This is a genomic window from Umezawaea sp. NPDC059074 (assembly GCF_042738955.1).
In the GTDB taxonomy this organism is placed as follows: Bacteria; Actinomycetota; Actinomycetes; order Mycobacteriales; family Pseudonocardiaceae; genus Umezawaea.
The window spans coordinates 13,719-30,358 of sequence record NZ_JBHYHC010000074.1 but is presented as its reverse complement, the minus strand read 5'-3'; the positions used below and the strand labels follow the sequence as shown (position 1 = coordinate 30,358).

At 69.6% G+C, this 16,640-nt stretch carries 20 protein-coding genes; 13 read left to right on the top strand and 7 right to left on the bottom strand.

Annotated features, from left to right (window positions below; translation table 11 throughout):
- Positions 1-2: 2 nt before the first annotated feature.
- The 4 genes from ACFWW9_RS28805 to ACFWW9_RS28790 all read left to right on the top strand — a co-directional run bounded on the left by ACFWW9_RS28805 (position 3) and on the right by ACFWW9_RS28790 (position 3,704).
- Positions 3-1,178, top strand: coding sequence for a transglycosylase SLT domain-containing protein (locus tag ACFWW9_RS28805; RefSeq protein ID WP_390384313.1), 1,176 nt, complete (start codon positions 3-5; stop codon positions 1,176-1,178).
- A 353-nt stretch (positions 1,179-1,531) separates the two neighbouring features.
- A complete protein-coding gene (locus ACFWW9_RS28800; RefSeq protein ID WP_390384311.1) occupies positions 1,532-2,698 on the top strand; it encodes a pyridoxal phosphate-dependent aminotransferase in 1,167 nt (388 codons plus the stop codon).
- Positions 2,699-2,746: 48 nt separating this feature from the next.
- Positions 2,747-2,911: a hypothetical protein gene (locus tag ACFWW9_RS28795; RefSeq protein ID WP_390384345.1), complete on the top strand. Its 165-nt coding sequence runs from the start codon at positions 2,747-2,749 to the stop codon at positions 2,909-2,911.
- 40 nt (positions 2,912-2,951) lie between these two features.
- On the top strand, positions 2,952-3,704 hold the full coding sequence (locus ACFWW9_RS28790; RefSeq protein ID WP_390384309.1) for a potassium channel family protein: 753 nt from the start codon (positions 2,952-2,954) through the stop codon (positions 3,702-3,704).
- On the opposite strand, the gene ACFWW9_RS28785 is transcribed toward ACFWW9_RS28790, so the two are convergent.
- Together ACFWW9_RS28785 and ACFWW9_RS28780 are read right to left on the bottom strand one after the other, a co-directional pair.
- Positions 3,687-4,274, bottom strand: coding sequence for an HAD family hydrolase (locus ACFWW9_RS28785; protein ID WP_390384306.1), 588 nt, complete (start codon positions 4,272-4,274; stop codon positions 3,687-3,689). The two genes, ACFWW9_RS28790 and ACFWW9_RS28785, sit on opposite strands and share 18 nt — an antisense overlap.
- Before the next feature lie 14 nt (positions 4,275-4,288).
- The gene (locus ACFWW9_RS28780; protein WP_390384304.1) at positions 4,289-5,308 is read right to left on the bottom strand and encodes a threonine aldolase family protein; all 1,020 of its coding nucleotides are present in this window, start codon (positions 5,306-5,308) and stop codon (positions 4,289-4,291) included.
- 153 nt (positions 5,309-5,461) lie between these two features.
- Here ACFWW9_RS28780 and ACFWW9_RS28775 point away from each other — a divergent pair, with 153 nt between their 5' ends.
- The 8 genes from ACFWW9_RS28775 (at position 5,462) to ACFWW9_RS28740 (ending at position 11,395) form a co-directional block, all read left to right on the top strand.
- On the top strand, positions 5,462-5,980 hold the full coding sequence (locus ACFWW9_RS28775) for a SigE family RNA polymerase sigma factor (protein ID WP_390384302.1): 519 nt from the start codon (positions 5,462-5,464) through the stop codon (positions 5,978-5,980).
- Between the two features lie 23 nt (positions 5,981-6,003).
- Positions 6,004-6,717, top strand: coding sequence for a hypothetical protein (locus ACFWW9_RS28770; RefSeq protein ID WP_390384299.1), 714 nt, complete (start codon positions 6,004-6,006; stop codon positions 6,715-6,717).
- 69 nt (positions 6,718-6,786) lie between these two features.
- Positions 6,787-7,110, top strand: coding sequence for a DMT family transporter (locus tag ACFWW9_RS28765; RefSeq protein ID WP_390384297.1), 324 nt, complete (start codon positions 6,787-6,789; stop codon positions 7,108-7,110).
- Between the two features lie 19 nt (positions 7,111-7,129).
- Entirely contained in the window at positions 7,130-7,711 is a 582-nt protein-coding gene (locus ACFWW9_RS28760) for a TetR/AcrR family transcriptional regulator (protein ID WP_390384294.1), read from the top strand.
- 64 nt (positions 7,712-7,775) lie between these two features.
- Positions 7,776-8,321, top strand: a complete 546-nt coding sequence (locus ACFWW9_RS28755) for an RNA polymerase sigma factor (protein ID WP_390384291.1) — start codon at positions 7,776-7,778, stop codon at positions 8,319-8,321.
- Positions 8,318-9,151, top strand: a complete 834-nt coding sequence (locus ACFWW9_RS28750) for a hypothetical protein (protein ID WP_390384289.1) — start codon at positions 8,318-8,320, stop codon at positions 9,149-9,151. The genes ACFWW9_RS28755 and ACFWW9_RS28750 overlap by 4 nt, the downstream gene beginning before the upstream one ends.
- 13 nt (positions 9,152-9,164) lie before the next feature.
- The gene (purB, locus tag ACFWW9_RS28745; RefSeq protein WP_390384287.1) at positions 9,165-10,592 is read left to right on the top strand and encodes an adenylosuccinate lyase; all 1,428 of its coding nucleotides are present in this window, start codon (positions 9,165-9,167) and stop codon (positions 10,590-10,592) included.
- Positions 10,589-11,395, top strand: a complete 807-nt coding sequence (locus ACFWW9_RS28740; protein ID WP_390384285.1) for an MOSC domain-containing protein — start codon at positions 10,589-10,591, stop codon at positions 11,393-11,395. Before purB ends, ACFWW9_RS28740 begins: the two co-directional genes overlap by 4 nt.
- Positions 11,396-11,470: 75 nt before the next feature.
- Here the strand turns inward: ACFWW9_RS28740 and ACFWW9_RS28735 are convergent, their stop codons facing one another.
- Genes ACFWW9_RS28735 through ACFWW9_RS28720 form a run of 4 tightly spaced genes read right to left on the bottom strand, consistent with a single transcriptional unit; the run spans position 11,471 to position 14,369 of the window.
- On the bottom strand, positions 11,471-11,896 hold the full coding sequence (locus ACFWW9_RS28735; RefSeq protein ID WP_390384283.1) for a hypothetical protein: 426 nt from the start codon (positions 11,894-11,896) through the stop codon (positions 11,471-11,473).
- Positions 11,897-11,944: 48 nt separating this feature from the next.
- Positions 11,945-12,694: an amino acid ABC transporter ATP-binding protein gene (locus ACFWW9_RS28730; RefSeq protein ID WP_390384282.1), complete on the bottom strand. Its 750-nt coding sequence runs from the start codon at positions 12,692-12,694 to the stop codon at positions 11,945-11,947.
- Positions 12,694-13,521: an amino acid ABC transporter permease gene (locus tag ACFWW9_RS28725; RefSeq protein WP_390384280.1), complete on the bottom strand. Its 828-nt coding sequence runs from the start codon at positions 13,519-13,521 to the stop codon at positions 12,694-12,696. Before ACFWW9_RS28725 ends, ACFWW9_RS28730 begins: the two co-directional genes overlap by 1 nt.
- Positions 13,518-14,369, bottom strand: coding sequence for an ABC transporter substrate-binding protein (locus ACFWW9_RS28720; protein WP_390384278.1), 852 nt, complete (start codon positions 14,367-14,369; stop codon positions 13,518-13,520). The genes ACFWW9_RS28725 and ACFWW9_RS28720 overlap by 4 nt, the downstream gene beginning before the upstream one ends.
- Positions 14,370-14,539: 170 nt before the next feature.
- On the opposite strand from ACFWW9_RS28720, the gene ACFWW9_RS28715 reads away from it, so the two are divergent.
- Positions 14,540-15,424: a phosphoribosylaminoimidazolesuccinocarboxamide synthase gene (locus ACFWW9_RS28715; protein WP_390384276.1), complete on the top strand. Its 885-nt coding sequence runs from the start codon at positions 14,540-14,542 to the stop codon at positions 15,422-15,424.
- Between the two features lie 44 nt (positions 15,425-15,468).
- On the opposite strand, the gene ACFWW9_RS28710 is transcribed toward ACFWW9_RS28715, so the two are convergent.
- Positions 15,469-16,458: an NAD-dependent epimerase/dehydratase family protein gene (locus ACFWW9_RS28710; protein ID WP_390384274.1), complete on the bottom strand. Its 990-nt coding sequence runs from the start codon at positions 16,456-16,458 to the stop codon at positions 15,469-15,471.
- Positions 16,459-16,640 lie beyond the last annotated feature (182 nt).

Genomic DNA, 16,640 nt, shown 5'->3' with positions numbered 1-16,640 from the left:
GAATGAGTGCTGTGGACGAGGTCGCGGGGCTGCCAGGGGGGCAGGAACTGGCGGCGCTGGCGCAGAAGGTGGAGTCGGCTCAGCCTGAGGCTGTGCGGGAGATGGCTGGTCGGTGGAAGGACGCCGCTGGCAAGTGCGGGGATAGTGGGAATGTTGTTCAGCAGTCGGTGAACCGGTTGGACGGGGCTTGGGAAGGGGCTTCGGCTGACGGGTTTGTGGCTTATATGGGGGAATTCGGGAAGAGTGGTGCTTCGCTCAAGGATGCGTTGAGTGGGGCTGCTGAGGATTTGGAGACCGTCGCTGGGGCTTTGGAGACGGCGAAGACTTCTGTTACGCGGATTTGTGAGGATCTGCTGAGTGCTGTTCGGGGGGCTCGGGCGAAGAATGCTTCCCTGTCGCCTGAGGATGTGGAGGGGATTGTTCGGTCGCTGTGTGCTGATGCGGCTGGGGATGCTAAGCCGGTGATCGAGACGGCGGAGAACGCTGTCAGTGCTGGGGTGAGTGCTTTGAAGGGGAGGGTTTCGGGGATCGCGCCGAAGTTCTCCTCGTTGGCGGATCCGATGGTGCAGACGTTTGTGCCCGCGCCTGCTAATCCGGTGGAGTGGGCTCCTGTTCGGGAGGCGGAGACGTCTACGTCCAGTGCTGAGCCTGTGTCCGCGCCTGTGTCTGATGCGCCGCCTGCTGCTGCCGCTCAGTCTTCTGGGGGTGGGGCTTCTGGTGGTGGAGGCGGTGGGGGTTCCGTCGGTGGTGGCGGTGGAGGTGGTGGCGGATTTGGTGGGTTTGGGGCCAGTGGGCCGCCGCCTAGTAGTGGGCCGCCACCTGGGAACGTTGATCAGTGGATCCGTGAGGCGATCAAGATTTTGCAGGCCAATGGGATTCCGGTTACCGATGCCAACATCGATGAGATTTGGACGATCATCGAGAAGGAGTCCGGGGGGAATCCGCATGCTATCAACGACTGGGATTCCAATGCTGCTGCTGGGACGCCTTCCAAGGGGTTGATGCAGTGCATCGATCCTACGTTCCAGTCGTACAAGTTGCCTGGGCATGATGATATTTACAACCCGGTGGATAATATTATTGCTGGGGTGCGGTACACGTTCTCGCGTTATGGTGGGTTTGAGGGGCATCCTGGGTTGGCTTCCATGGCCAGTGGTGGTGGGTACCAAGGTTATTGAGGGTTTCGGGTGGGTGTGGCACCCCGGTCGCGCAATTATTTCGATGCTTTCCAAGCTTTGTCAAGGCGGGAAAGATGCCTTGACAAAGCTTGGAAAGCACGAAGGCGCTTGGGATCGGGGTGGCGGGAGGGGTCTGGGCGTCACTCGGGTTGGGTGCGTCTGCTGGGGGTGAGTCGAGCCCAGGTTGGGTGTGACCGCTTGTTGTGAGTTGGCCCAAGGTTGAGTGCGACCGCTCGGTGAGTTGGTCCCGAGTCGGGTGCGCTTGTTGGTGGCTGGTTGGGTGCGCTCGTTGGTGAGGTTGTGCTGGTCACGGGGTGTGTTTGGGCTGGGGGGTGGCGGTTAGCCTGGCTGCTATGTCGGATGACCTGCGTCGCCTGTCTGTTGCCGCTCGGGCGGATGTGCCGCCGTTTCACGTGATGGACGTGATGTCCGCTGCTGCTCTACGGCAGCGGACGCATGGGGACGTGGTGTCTTTTGCTGCTGGGCAGCCGTCGAGTCAGGCGCCTGCCTTGGTGATCGAGGCTGCTCAGCGGGCGTTGGTGGAGCGGTCGCTCGGGTACACGGAGCAACTGGGGATTCTGGAGTTGCGGGTCGCGTTGGCCGGGCATTACCGGCGGCAGTACGGGCTTGAGGTGAGTCCGGATGACGTGGTGATGACGACTGGGTCTTCTGGGGCGTTCTTGTTGGCGTTCCTGGCCGCTTTTGATGTTGGGGATCGCGTTGCGTTGGCGCGGCCCGGGTATCCGGCCTATCGGAACATCCTGCGGGCGTTGGGGTGCGAGGTCGTGGAGTTGGCTTGTGGGCCGGAGACGCGGTTTCAGCCGACTGTGGAGATGTTGGCCGAGGTGGGGCCGATCGACGGGCTTGTCCTGGCCAGTCCGGCTAATCCGACTGGGACGGTGTTGGACGCTGCTGAGTTGGCGGCGTTGGGTGCGTGGTGTGTCGAGCGTGGGGTGCAGCTCGTCAGTGACGAGATCTACCACGGGATCAGTTACGGGCGGCCGCTCGCGTGTGCTTGGGAGACGTCTCGTGAAGCCGTTGTCGTGAACTCGTTCTCCAAAGCCTTTGCCATGACGGGGTGGCGGCTGGGGTGGATGGTGGTGCCCGAGCGGTTGCGGCGGGCTGTGGATCGGTTGACCGGGAACTTCACGCTGTGTCCGCCCGCGTTGGCTCAGTACGCGGCGGTGGCGGCGTTCGAGCCCGAGTCGTACGCCGAGATGGGTGCGTTGGTGGATCGGTACCGGGCCAACCGGGATCTGCTGTTGAGCGGGCTGGACGGGGTGGGGATCTCGCGGGTCGCGCCTGCTGACGGGGCGTTCTACGCGTATGCAGATGTTTCGCACCTGACCGACGACTCGATGGTGTTCTGCCGGAAGTTGCTGGACGACACCGGGGTGGCGATCGTGCCCGGCATCGACTTCGATCCGGTGCACGGGCACGAGTTCGTGCGGTTCTCGTTCGCCGGGGCGACCGGGGACATCGAGGAAGGGCTGCGGCGGCTCAAGGCGTGGCTCGGGTAGGGAACCGTTCGCGGTGGTCGATCGTTCACGAAGTAAGAGACTCAGGGGGTGCGCACTATGGTCCGGATCATCGCGGTGCTGTTGGCGATCTGGTTGGCGCTGACGATCCTCGGCGCAGTGGTCAAGGGGATCTTCTGGCTCGCCATCGTCGGTGGCGTGCTGTTCCTCGGCACCGCCGCCTACGGGGCGATCAAGGGCAAGTCCAAGACCTGAACCACTGGAAAACCGCAGGTCGAGAGTTCACTATGAGGCGGTGCTCCAAGCAGACGAACGCCGCCTCGTCGCCTGGGAGGCCCGTGCCGAGTGGCCCCTGACGGGGCTGGCGGTCGTCTTCCTCGTCGCGTACGCCTGGCAGGTGCTGGACGACGGCGCCACGCCGGGCGTGCGGGTCGTGCTCGAAGTGGTCCTGTGGATCGTCTGGCTGGTGTTCGCCGTCGACTACGTCGTGCGGCTCACGCTGGCCGTGAACAAGCCGAAGTTCGTCGTCCGGCACCTGTTCGACCTGCTCGCCGTGCTGCTGCCGGTCGTCCGGCAGCTCCGCGTGCTGCGCCTGGTCACCGTCCTCAACGTGCTGAACAAGCGCCTCGCGGGCAAGATCCGGCAGCGGGTCGGCATCTACGTGGCGGGCGTGACGCTGATGGTCGGGCTGTGCGCGTCGCTGGCCGTGCTGGACGCCGAGCGCCACCACGAGAACGCCACCATCACGACCTTCGGCGACGCCCTGTGGTGGACGTTGACCACGATCTCGACCGTCGGCTACGGAGACCGCTACCCCGTGACGTGGGAAGGCCGCATGGTCGCCGGCCTGCTGATGATCGGCGGCATCGCCCTGCTGGGCGTCATCACCGGCACGATCGCGTCGTGGCTGGTGGAGAAGCTCAGCGGGGTCGAGCAGCAGCTCGAACGGGCCGACGAGGCGCTGCTCACGGAGGTCCGCTCGCTGCGCTCGGAACTGGCCGAGCTGCGAGCGGAGATCAACGCCAAGGGCTCAGCCGAGCACGCCTAGCCGCACCAGCTCCTCGCGCGCGGGCACGGCGCCGAGCCACAGCACCCCGCCCATGCCCGCTTCGAGCGCGCCGTCGATGTTGCTCTGCCGGTCGTCGAAGAACACGCAGTCACCCGGCGTGGTCTCCAGCTGGCGCGCCAAGGCCTCCCAGATCGCCGGGTCGGGCTTGGCGACGCCGAGGTCGCCGGAGAACACCAGGTGCCGGAAGTTCTTCGCCCACGGCTGCTGCTCCACGGCCCGGCCGAACGACGACGGCGCGTTGGACAGCAGCGCCAACGGCAGGTCGGCGAGCTCGTGCAGCAGCGCCAGCGACTCGGCGTCCGGCTGGAGCCAGCCCTCGGTGTCCACTTCGGTCAACGAGGCCGCGAGGTCGGCCGACACGTCCGCGCCGACCGCCTCCCCGACACCCCGCCAGTAGTCCACGTCGGACTGGCCGCGGTCGTAGAGGTCGCGTCCGGCCCAGTAGACCTCTTCGAGCCGGTCCGCGGTCGTCCCCAGCATCGACGCCAACGTCGGCAGTGCCGCCGTGCGGGTGCTGATGACCTCGCCGTAGTCGAACACGATCCACATGGTCGGACGCTCCCTCAGCTCGCGGACGAGATCCGGCGCAACGTCTCCTTGATATCAGCTTCCGTCACGTCACGGTGAGTCACGAACCGGAGCTTTCCCGCCATCGGGCCGGTGTAAACCCCGAGGTGCCGCAGGCCCACGATGGTGACTTCCAGGTCCGGGACCTCGGCGAGCACGATGTTCGTCTCCGGCATCGGCACGGTCCAGCCCAGCTCGACCAGGCCTTCCGCCAACGTCCGCGCGTTGGCGTGGTCCTGCGCGAGGTCGTCGATCCGGTCCAGCCCGACCAGGCCCGCGGCCGCGAGGATCCCGCCCTGGCGGACGCCGCCGCCGAGCATCTTGCGGATCCGCCGGGCTTCCGCGACGAACGTCGTCGAGCCCGCCACGACCGACCCGACGGGCGCGCCGAGGCCCTTGCTCAGGCACACCTGCACGCTGTCGACGCCCACGGTCAGCGCCGCGGGCGGCACGCCGAGCGCCACGGACGCGTTCCACAGCCGCGCGCCGTCGAGGTGCACCCGCAGCCCGGTCTCCTTGGCCACCGACACGAGCATCGCGTGCTCGTCCGGCTGGGTCACGGAGCCGCCCGCCGCGTTGTGCGTGTTCTCCAGGCACAGCAGCGTCGTGCGCAGGTTGTAGTACGGCCCCTCCACGCCCGCGGCGGCGCGGATCGACTCGGCCGACGCGCGGCCGGGCGCGGCGTCCCACGCCAGCGCGTGCGGCATCCCGCCCGCGAGCCACGCGGCGGTGCCCAGCTCGGCGTCCAGGACGTGCGAGCCGAGCGGCGCGAGGAACCGGTCGCCGCGGTTCAGGTGGATCATCAGCGCGATCAGGTTGCCCATCGACCCGCTCGGCACCCAGAGCGCCGCGTCGACGCCGAGCAGCTCGGCGACGCGCTCCTCAAGAGCTCGCATGGTGGGGTCGTGGTCGATCACGTCGTCGGCCACCTCGGCGGCCGACATGGCCAGCCGCATGGCCTCGTCAGGTTGGGTGACGGTGTCGGAACGGAGGTCGATCGGTGCGATCTGGGTCACGAATGGATCACATCACACCGAGCGCGCGCACACCGAACGCCATCGGCAGTAAGACGATGGGGGGTGACGCACATCTCGTGAGGGGTTCGTGCAACCGTTGGGCCCGTCAGTTCCGTCCCGTACTCGCAAGCACGACGAGCGGAGAGAGTCCGCGTGGACCAGCACGACGAGCAGGAGTTCGCGGAGTACTTCGCAGCTCGCCGGGAGGCCGTGCGCCGAACGGCGTTCCTGCTCTGTGGTGACTGGCACCGGGCGGACGACTTCGCGCAGACGGCGTTCGTCGCGCTGCACCGCAGGTGGCGCAAGATCCGGGACAAGCAGGCCCTGGACGCCTACGTCCGCCGGTCGGTGGTGCGCGCGGTGATCGACGAGTCCCGGCGACCGTGGCGGAGGGAGCGTTTCGTTGACGAACTTCCCGAGACGCCCGTCGGCGACGGTGAGATCGGCGAGTCCGTCGCCACCAGGGAGACGCTGGTCGCGGGCCTGCGCCGGGTTCCTCCGCGCCAACGGGCGGTGCTCGTGCTGAGGTTCCTGGAGGGGCTGGACGTGGCGGGGACCGCCGAGGCGCTGGGATGCTCGGAGGGGACCGTGAAGAGCCAGACCTCACGGGGCCTGGAGGCGCTGCGCGACGCGCTCGGCGACGCGATCGACGACTTGCGACCGGCTTCATGACCGCGCCGAGGAGGTGGATGTAGGTGGACGAGAACAAGCTCGCGGAACTCTTCAAGGACGCGGTGCGGGACGCGCCACCGTCGTCCTTCGACGCCGGTGACGTGCGGGCCGCGTCGCACAGGGCGGCCGTGCGGCAGCGGTCGGTCCTGCTCGGCTCGACCATGGCCGCGGTGGTCCTGGTCGGCGGGGTCGCCCTCGGCACCGGCCTGTTCAGCAGCACGAGCCACGAGAGCGCCACCTCCGCGTCCGCCAACGACACGGGCGGGTCCGGCAAGGTGGCGGAGCAGGCGCCCGCCCCGTACGAGATGAGCACCCCGGACGTCACCGTGCAGCGCGGTGACGCCAACCCCCAGAACGACCCCGGAAGCTCTTCCATGCAGGGAGTGGAGCCTCCGGGGAGCGCCGACCCCACGGTCGGCGGCACCCCCAGTGGGTGCGGAACGGTCGACCGGGAGCTCGCCAACGCCCTCGCTGGCGAGCTCTCGGTCGCACCGGACAAGGCCGCGCCCGCCGGGCTGGCGTGCCCGGTGGGGTCGAAGTCGGCGTCGTTCGACCTCGCCGACGGCCGGGTGTACGCCGTCGTCGTGCCCGGTCGGGGGACGTTGAGCACACCGGACGGTGCCGCCCTGTCGAAGAGGCTGACGAAGAACGGGTCGACGTTGTACGTGGTCAGCGAGGCCCCGTCGGCCGCGGGCAAGGTGGACTCCATCGCCGCGAAGCTGGGCGGCAAGTTCTGACCCACCGGAGTTGTGGCACGGGTGTACCAGAAATTTGGTACGCTAGTGCCACATTCTGGAGGTGTCGTCGTGGCATGGTTCGTCCTGGTGGTCGCAGGCCTCTTCGAGGCCGGGTGGGCCATCTCGCTCAAGCAGTCCGAGGGCTTCACCAAGCTGGTCCCCTCGCTGTACTTCGCCGTCACGTTCGTCATCAGCCTCGGCGGCCTCGCCTGGGCGTTGAGGCAGCTGCCGGTCGGCGCGGCCTACGCGGCGTGGACCGGCATCGGCGCGGCCGTGACCGCCGTGATCGGCATGGTCTGGCTGGGTGACGGCGTCTCGGTCCTCAAGCTGCTGTCCATCACGGCCATCGTCAGCGGTGTGATCGGCCTCAACCTGGCGAGCGGCGGACACTGACGTGGGACAATCGGGCCTCATGACCGCTGCAACCCCCAAGGGCGAGCGCCGCCGCCAAGCGCTCGTCGAGGCCGCCATCGGCCTCCTCGTCGACGGTGGGTTCGACGCCGTTCGGCACCGTGCGGTCGCCGAACGCGCCGGCCTCCCGCTGGCCTCCACCACGTACTACTTCGACTCGCTCGACGAGCTCATCACCGTCGCGCTCGACCGCCACGGCCGCGCGGAACTGGCGTACGGCGAGGCCCGGCTCGCCGAACTCGACCCGGAGGAGTGCGGCGACGACGCCTTCATCGAACTGGTGCTCGACCTGCTCCTCGGCCCGTCCCACGACGTCGAGGCCGTCGTGCTCCGCTACGAGCGGCTGGTCGCCACCGGCCGCCGCCCGTTCCTCCGGCCGCTGATGCGCGAGCTGACCGTGGAGCTGCACGACCTGCTGCTGGCGATCTTCACCAAGGCGGGCAAGAAGCTCAGCCCCGAGCACGTCGGCGACCTGATCGCGATCGTCGACGGCACCGTGGTCAACGCGCTGGTGGAGGTCAGCCCGGACCCCAGGGCCGCGGCCCGCCGCAAGCTCGCCGTGGCGCTGGCGAAGACCGCCTGACCGGTCGTGCAACCCCGTCCGCGCGCGGCGCGTACTAAGGGGTGAGTGCGCGGAAGGGGTATGCATGCGCAAGGCCGAGGAACAGGGATTTCGTGAGTTCGCGGTGACCCATGCCGCTTCCCTGCGCCGCACCGCGTACCTCTTCTGCGGCGACTGGCACACCGCGGAAGACCTGATGCAGCAGAGCCTGATGAAGCTCTACCAGGCGTGGCACCGCGTGCAGCAGCAGGACCACGCCGGGGCGTACGCCAGGAAGATCCTGCTGCGCACCTGGCTGGACGAGAAGCGCAGACCGTGGCGGCGGGCCGAGCAGCGCGACGGCGAACTGCCGGAGACGGCCGACTCGGGGGCCGACCCGGACCTGGTCAGCGGCCGGTTGTGGGCCAAGGAGCTGATCCAGAAAGCGCTGATCAAGGTGCCTCCCCGACAACGGGCCGTGCTCGTGCTGCGCTACTTCGAGGATTTGTCCGTCACGGACGTCGCGGCGGTGATGGGGTGCACCGAAGGCACGGTGAAGAGCCAGACGGCGAGAGGGCTCGTGGCGTTACGAGCGGCCGTCGACGCTTTGGAGAACAACGGCTCGACCATGGAACGGGAGGTGGCGTCGTGAGTGAACAGGACTTGCGCGATTCTTTGCAGCAAGCGGTGTGGGACGAACCACCCCTGGACTTCGACCCCGACACGTTCATGGCCCGCGCCGAGCAGCTGACGAGGCGGCGGCGGGCGCTGATGAGCGTCGGCGTCGCCACGGCGCTGATCATCGCGACGGTGGCCACGCTGCCCGCGTTCCTCACGTCCGGCCGCAACCGGGTGGAGAGCGCGACCGGCGTGTCCACGACCAGCAGCGCGACGACCCCGTCGACGCTGAACTTCCCGTGGCCGCCGAACGACGTGAAGCGGCGCGGCCACACGTACTTGGAGGACCAGCCCTTCCTCGCCTCGATGTGGGAGGTCGTCATCAGCCCCGCGCTCCAGCACGAGGGGGCCGAGGTGAGCAGCATCGGCACGTGGAGCCCGGACTTCCAGCCGTCGGCCTACGCGCGGGACCGGTCGGTGAACGACATCCTCATGGGGTCGGTCGACTACGTCGGCCCGACCGGGGCGGCGCAGCTGAACATCACCCTGGCCGGGCCGGGAGGGTGGGGACCGACACCCGAGGGCATGTGCCGGAACCTGCCGGACCCCAGCACGTGCAGCCCGGTCAAGCGGCCGGACGGGTCCGTGGTGGTCGCCGTGGAACTGGGCGGCAAGACGGGCAGCGGCGGCTTCTACACGGGTGAGCGGACCGTCTACCACTACCGGAAGGACGGGTCGGTGGTCGGCATGACGTCGAGGCCGAGGCTGGCGGACCCGAACGCCGCGCTCGGGGTCAGCGTCCCGATGAACTTCGACCAGTTGACCAGGCTGGCCACCAACGAATCGATCACCCTGCCGAATTGACTAGGCTCACCTCGTGAGCAAGCCCCGAATCTCGAACGTCCTCGCAGGCCGCTACGCCTCCAACGAGCTGGTCACCCTGTGGTCCGCGGAGCACAAGATCGTGCTGGAGCGCAGGCTCTGGCTCGCCGTGCTGCGGGCGCAGGCGTCGCTCGGCATCGACGTGCCGGAGGGGGCCATCGCCGACTACGAACGGGTCGTCGAGCAGGTCGACCTGGCCTCGATCGCCGCCCGCGAGCGGATCACCCGCCACGACGTGAAGGCGCGCATCGAGGAGTTCAACGCCCTCGCGGGCCACGAGCACGTGCACAAGGGCATGACCTCGCGCGACCTGACCGAGAACGTGGAGCAGTTGCAGGTCCTGCGGTCGCTCGAACTGGTCCGCGGCCGCACCGCCTCCGTCCTCGCGCGCCTCGCGCGGCTGGCGACGGAGTACACCGACCTGGTCATCGCGGGCCGCTCGCACAACGTGGCCGCGCAGGCCACGACGCTGGGCAAGCGCTTCGCGACCACGGCGGACGAGGTGCTGGTGGCGTTCACCAGGCTCGACGAGCTGATCGCCCGCTACCCGCTGCGCGGCGTGAAGGGCCCGGTCGGCACGGCGCAGGACATGCTCGACCTGCTCGGCGGCGACCCGGCGAAGCTGGTGGAGCTGGAGCGCACGGTCGCGGGCCACCTCGGCTTCGAGAAGGTGCTGACCAGCGTCGGCCAGGTGTACCCGCGCTCGCTCGACTTCGACGTGGTCTCCAGCCTCGTGCAGCTCGCCGCGGGCCCGTCGTCGCTGGCGAAGACCATCCGGCTGATGGCGGGCCACGAGCTGGTCACCGAGGGCTTCAAGCCCGGCCAGGTCGGCTCCAGCGCCATGCCGCACAAGATGAACACCCGCTCGTGCGAGCGCGTGAACGGCTTCGCCGTGATCCTCCGCGGCTACCTGTCGATGGTCGGCGAGCTGGCGGGCGACCAGTGGAACGAGGGCGACGTGTCGTGCTCGGTCGTCCGCCGGGTCGCGCTGCCGGACGCGTTCTTCGCGCTGGACGGGCTGCTGGAGACGCTGCTGACCGTGCTCGACGAGTTCGGCGCGTACCCGGCCGTCGTCGCGCGCGAGCTGGACCGCTACCTGCCGTTCCTCGCGACCACGAAGGTGCTGATGGGCGCCATCCGCGCGGGCGTCGGCCGGGAGACGGCCCACGAGGTGATCAAGGAGAACGCGGTCGCCGTGGCGCTGGCGATGCGCGAGCAGGGCGCCGAGAACGACCTCCTCGACCGCCTCGCCGCCGACGACCGCCTGCCGCTCGACCGCGCCCAGCTGGACGCGCTGCTGGCCGACCGGCTGTCGTTCACCGGCGTGGCCGCCCAGCAGGTCGAGTCGGTCGTGGGCCAGGTCGAGGACGTCCTCACCAAGTTCCCGACCGCCGCGGGCTACGTGCCGGAGCCCATCCTGTGACAGCGGTCGTCCACGGCTTGTTCGTCCACTCCATCAAGGGGTGCACGGCGACCGCGCTCACCACGAGCGCGGTCGTCGAGACCGGCCTGGTGCACGACCGCGACTTCATGCTGGTCGACGCCGTGGACGGCCACTTCATCAGCCAGCGCAAGCTCCCCGCGATGGCCGTGATCACCCCGACCGTGGTCGACGAGGGGCTCCTGGTCACCGCGCCCGGCCTTGAGGACTACGAGCACAAGACCCGCTTCGACGGCGAGCGCCTGCCGGTGAAGGTGCACTGGTGGGACGGCCAGGGCGTCGACCAGGGCGACGAGGCCGCCGAGTGGTTCTCCGAGGCCTTGGGCCGCGCGTGCCGATTCGTCCGCGTGCCCCCGGACCTGGACCGGGGCCTGGAGGGTGAGGGCAAGGTCGGCTTCGCCGACGCCCACGCCCTGCTGATGACCTCGCTGGCGTCGTTGGACGGCCTCAACGAGCGCATCCTGCAACGGGGGGCCGACCCGATCCCGATGAACCGCTTCCGCCCCAACGTGGTCGTGACCGGCTGGCCGGAACCGCACACCGAGGACCGCGTCCGCGGCGTCACGATCGGCACGGCGTCGTTCGGCTACGCCCGGATCTGCGTCCGCTGCGTCGTGCCCACCGTCGACCAGGACACCGGCCAGAAGGCGGGCCACGAGCCGACCAGGACCCTGGCCGACTACCGCCGCGCCGAGGGCGGTGTCACGTTCGGCATGAAGGCCATGGTCCTCCACCACGGCACCCTGTCCGTCGGCGACGAACTGCACGTCACCGCCTGGGCCTGACGAACTGTCGTACCCCCGTCGTACCGTGTGCGTCGGGGGGCCTTCACCACGAGGGGACCCCTCTTCGGGCACGACCTACGCGGGCTGCCAGCGGAGCTTGTCGCCCTCGGCGGTGCAGACCATCGGCTTGAAGCGGCGGTTCACCGCGATCGCCCCCTCGAACGGGCACGCCGTTCCCTGGAGCACGAACGGGCCGCCCGGCGATTCCTCGGTCGGCGGTGGTGCCGTCGGCTCACCCGGCGGAGGTTGCGGTGGGGCCGGTGGAGGGGTTTCCGACGGGGGTGGGGAGGGTTCGGTGGTGGCCTCCACGGTCGGCGCCACGGAGGTCGTCGGCTTCACCGTGATGGTGTTGTTCGACGGCACCGGTGGGGTGCTGACCTGCGACGACGACGTGGCCGTCAGCGGGAACGTCGGGGTCGGGCCCGTGGCGTCGGGGGCGCCGCAGGCGGTCGCGGCTACCAGCAGCGCGAGGAGTCCCGCGGCCTTCGGTGGGGAAAGCACGTGGTGCACCATAGGTGCGTTCGGCCGCAAGCTGAACCCCCGATCGGGCTACAGGCGGCCCGCGTCGATGACTCGGCTGAGGAACCGCCGCGTCCGCTCGTGGACCGGGTCGCCCAGCACCTGCTCCGGCGGGCCGGACTCCAGGAGCCTGCCGCCGTCGAGGAAGCAGACGCGGTCGGCGACCTGCTTGGCGAAGCCCATCTCGTGCGTGGCCATCACGATCGTGCGGCCCTGACCTGCGAGTTCGCGCACCAGCGCCAGCACCTCGCCGACCAGTTCGGGGTCGAGGGCGCTGGTGATCTCGTCGAACAGCAGCAGCCGCGGCTCGTAGGCCAACGCCCGCGCGATGGCGACGCGCTGCTGCTGCCCGCCGGACAGCCGGTCCGGGTACGCGTCGGCCTTGTCGGCGAGGCCGACGCGGGCCAGCAGGTCGCGCGCCCGCTCGTCGGCGACGTCCCGCGCGACGCCGTGCACCACACGGGGTGCGAGGGTCACGTTGTCGAGCACGGACATGTGCGGGAACAGGTTGAACGCCTGGAACACGATCCCCATCGCCCGCCGCGCCACGTCGGCGTCCACGCGCGGGTCGGAGACGTCCACGCCGTCCAGCAGCACCTGGCCGTCGTCGATCTCCTCCAGCAGGTTGGCGCAGCGCAGCAGGGTCGACTTGCCGGAGCCCGACGAGCCGATCAGCACCACGACCTCGTGCTCGCGCACGTCGAGGTCGATGCCGTCGAGGACCGTGGTGGCCCCGTACCGCTTGACCAGCCCGCGCACGCGGAGAACCGGTTCGGACATCACGCCCCCTGCCTGCGCGCGGCGCGCCGCGACACCCAGTCCGCCAGCCGCCCGGACGGCACGGCGAGCAGCACGAACAGCAACCCGGCCACGACGTACGGCGTGAAGTTGTACGCGCCCGCCGACTCGATCTGCGCGGCCCGCACGGCGTCGACCGCGCCGAGCACCGAGATGAGGCCGCAGTCCTTCTGCAACGCCACGAAGTCGTTGAGCAGCGCGGGGAGCACGCGGCGGATCGCCTGCGGCAGCACGACGAGCCGCATGGTCTTGCGGTGGTTCAGACCGAGGGAGCGGGCGGCGGCCAGCTGCGACGGGTGGATCGACTCGATGCCCGCGCGGAACACCTCGGCCACGTACGCGGAGTACACGAGCACCAGCGCGATGCCGCCGAGCAGCACCGGGTCGTTGGGGATGCCGGACAGCCGCAGACCCGGCAGGCCGAAACCCACCAGGAACAGGCAGATGATCAGCGGCAGCCCGCGGAACAGGTCCACGTACCCGGTGGCCAGCGCCCGCAGCGGGAACCACACCGGTCCGCGCAACGTCCGCAGCGCCGCGATCCCCAGCGCCAGCACCAGGATGACGACCTCGGCCACCACCAGCACGCGGACGTTGAGCCACAGCCCCTCCAGGACCGCGGGCAGCGTCCGCCACGCCGAGTCGAGGCTGAAGAACGACTGCTTGACCCGCGGCCACCCCGGCGCGCTGCGCACGGCGAACCAGAGCGCGGCGGCGAAGACCACAGTGGACAGCAGGGCGACCGCCGTGGAGCGCCGAGCGCGGGAACGCTTGTACGCCAAGCGTTCCCGCTGGAGCTCGCTCGTCACTTGAGCTCGGGCGCCTTGCCCTCGGCAGCCAGCCACTGCTTCTCGATCTCGGCGAGCGCGCCCCGCGACCGCAGCGCCTCCACGGCGGTGGACACGCAGCCGGTCAGCTTGCTGCCCTTGTCCAGCACGATGCCGAACTGCTCGGGCTTGCCGTCGCCTGCCGGGATCTGGCCGACGATCGTCGCGTCCTCCATCTCCGAGGAGGTGATGAAGAACGCCGTCGGCAGGTCCACGACCAGCGCCTCGATCTGCCCGGCGCGCAACGCGGCCTTGGCGTCGTCGTTCGTGTTGTAGACCGCGATCTCCTGCTCGGCGGTCAACCGCTTCGCGGCGTTGTAGCTGGTCGTGCCGACCTGCGCGCCGATCTTGGCCTTGCGCACGTCGGCGATCGACTTCGCGCCCGCCGCGGGCGCGGTCTTCAGCGAGACGATGGCCTGCGCGACCGTGTAGTACGGCGCGGAGAAGTCCACCGCCTGCTTTCGCTCCTCGGTGATCGAGAACTCGGTCAGGTTGGCGTCGAAGGTCTTCGCGCCGGGCTGGATGGCCGCGTTGAACGGCACCCGCACCCACGCCACGTCCTCCTGGGCGTACCCGAGCTGCTTGGCGACCGCGTAGGCGACGGCCGACTCGAAGCCCTTGCCGTTCGTCGGGTCGTCGTCCTGGTACCACGGCGGGTAGACCGGCTGGTCGGTGCCGAACGTGAGCTTCCCCTTGGTCAACGTCGCCAGGTTGTCCTTGGTGCAGGGGACGCCGTCGACGGCCGTGGGACCGGAGGGGGCGGAGGTCTGGTCCACCGGGGCGCAGGCGGACAGCAGCAGGGCTGCGAAGAGCAGGGCGGGTGCGCGCATGTCGGGAATCTAACCGCCCGCGCGGCGGTTTTGGCGGTCGACCCACCATCCGGGAACGTCGAAATCGGCCCGTGACCTGCGTGGATGCCAATCGCAATGGTCTGAACAACTGGGTGGGCGCCACCGCAGGCCGGACGGGCGGCGCTCCGGCGCGAAGTACGCTGACCGGCGTGCCCAAGCTCGCCGATTACCCGCAGGTCGCCGTAGGCAAGGTCCGCAGGCTGTACGCCGTGGACGACGAGCTGCTGCTGCTCGTCGCGACCGACCACATCTCCGCGTACGACTACGTGCTGACCAGCGAGATCCCGGACAAGGGCCGCGTGCTCACCGCGATGAGCGTGTTCTGGTTCGAGCAGCTCGCCGACGTCGTCCCGAACCACCTCGTGGCCTACGACGACCCGCGCATCCCCGCCGAGGTCCGCGGCCGGGCGCTGCTGGTGAAGCGCCTGGAGATGGTGCAGGTGGAGTGCGTGGCGCGCGGCTACCTGACCGGGTCCGGCATGGCCGACTACCGGGCCACCGGCGCGGTGTGCGGCGTCGAGCTGCCGCCCGGCCTGGTCGAGGCCGACGAGCTGGCCGAGCCGATCTTCACGCCCGCCACGAAGGCCGAGCTGGGCGAGCACGACGAGAACGTGAGCTTCGACGCCGTGGCCGCCGACATCGGCGCGGACCTGGCGAACCAGCTCCGCGACACGACGCTCGCCGTCTACCGCGAGGGCCGTGACTACGCCCGCAAGCGCGGGATCATCCTGGCCGACACGAAGTTCGAGTTCGGCCACGACAAGAACGGCACGCTGGTCCTCGGCGACGAGGTCCTGACCCCGGACTCGTCCCGCTACTGGCCCGCCGACGTCTACCAGCCGGGCCGCGTGCAGCCGTCGTTCGACAAGCAGCAGGTCCGCGACTGGCTGACCTCGCCCGCGTCGGGCTGGGACCGCAAGTCCTCCGAGCACCCGCCCGCGCTGCCCGACGAGGTCGTCGCGACCACGCGGGCCAGCTACATCGAGGCGTACGAGACGGTCTCCGGCCGGTCGTTCGCCGACTGGATCTCCTGACCGGGCTCGGCGCGGAAGACCCTCTTCCGCGCCGAACCTCCTGGTCAGAGAGCTGACAGCAGCTCGTACTCCTCGTCGGGCGTGAGACCGGCCCGGCGCACGCGGTCGAGCCCCAGCTCCCGCTCGTACGCGAGCGCGTCCTTCGCGGTCTCGCCGACCGGCCGCACGCGCAGGCCCGCGGCCATCGCGGGCCGGGCGTCGCGGAACATCATCGCCAGGTGCGAGTCGGTCAGCCACAGCGGCAACGACCGCGGCCCGGCCCACGGCGCGATCTTCAACCGGTCCAGCACCTCCAGCGGGACGCGCACGAGCTGCGTGCCGGGAGGCGCCACCGCCCCGGCGATCTCGCCGAGGAAGAAGCTCAACGGCTCCGACGGCCCGGTCGCGTCGAACGTCCCCACCAGCCGGTTCTCCGCCGCGTCCACGATCCAGGCCGCCAGGTCCCGCACGTCGATGTGCGACGCGGCCTGGTCCGGCGAGTCCGGCACCGCGACCTGCCCGCCCTGCGACATGCGCGCGGGCCAGTACCCGAACCGGTCGCTCGGGTCACCGGGCCCGGTGATCAGCCCGGCCCGCACGATGAACGCGCGCTCCTCGAGCTGGTCCAGCACGGCGAGCTCGCTCGCCACCTTCACCGACCCGTACCGGTTCGCGTCGAACGGCGCGCCCGGATCGTCCTCGAGCGGCGGCAGCGTCGGCGACTGCACCGTCTGACCGGGCCGCGAGTGGTCGCGGTACACCGAGACCGTGGACACGAACGTCCAGTGGTCCGTGCTGCCCGCCAGCGAGCGGAGCGCGTCGCGCACCCAGTTCACCGACATCTTCGCGACGTCGACGACGGCGTCGAACCGCTCGCCCCCCAGGACGTCCAACGCCCCCGGCTGGTCCCGATCCACCACGACCAGCTCCGCACCCTCCGGCACGGACCCGGAAGCACCACGTGCCGCGCACACAACCTCGTGGTTGCGACGCACGGCCTCCGTCGCCACCGCCTTGCTGAGGAAGACGGTTCCACCCAGCACCAGGATTCGCATACGCGTAACACTGACGACCCGAACGTGGTTCCGCCACCGGTCTCGCAGAGGGCGAACACCCCGACCAGGTGATTTACGCCAAAGTAAGCGCGTGATGGCCGTAAGTGATCTTCAAGAAACTTGCGAAGAGGGCAACGAAACCGTACTCGGACCACCGGTCAAAAACCCCGGAACACCGCACG

What these genes read in the sequence shown, in the direction of transcription:
- ACFWW9_RS28805 (WP_390384313.1), top strand. Translation starts at nt 3, where the DNA reads ATGAGTGCTGTGGACGAGGTCGCGGGGCTGCCAGGGGGGCAGGAACTG.
- ACFWW9_RS28800 (WP_390384311.1), top strand. Translation starts at nt 1,532, where the DNA reads ATGTCGGATGACCTGCGTCGCCTGTCTGTTGCCGCTCGGGCGGATGTG.
- ACFWW9_RS28785 (WP_390384306.1), bottom strand. Translation starts at nt 4,274, where the DNA reads ATGTGGATCGTGTTCGACTACGGCGAGGTCATCAGCACCCGCACGGCG.
- ACFWW9_RS28760 (WP_390384294.1), top strand. Translation starts at nt 7,130, where the DNA reads ATGACCGCTGCAACCCCCAAGGGCGAGCGCCGCCGCCAAGCGCTCGTC.
- ACFWW9_RS28755 (WP_390384291.1), top strand. Translation starts at nt 7,776, where the DNA reads ATGCGCAAGGCCGAGGAACAGGGATTTCGTGAGTTCGCGGTGACCCAT.
- ACFWW9_RS28730 (WP_390384282.1), bottom strand. Translation starts at nt 12,694, where the DNA reads ATGTCCGAACCGGTTCTCCGCGTGCGCGGGCTGGTCAAGCGGTACGGG.
- ACFWW9_RS28720 (WP_390384278.1), bottom strand. Translation starts at nt 14,369, where the DNA reads ATGCGCGCACCCGCCCTGCTCTTCGCAGCCCTGCTGCTGTCCGCCTGC.
- ACFWW9_RS28710 (WP_390384274.1), bottom strand. Translation starts at nt 16,458, where the DNA reads ATGCGAATCCTGGTGCTGGGTGGAACCGTCTTCCTCAGCAAGGCGGTG.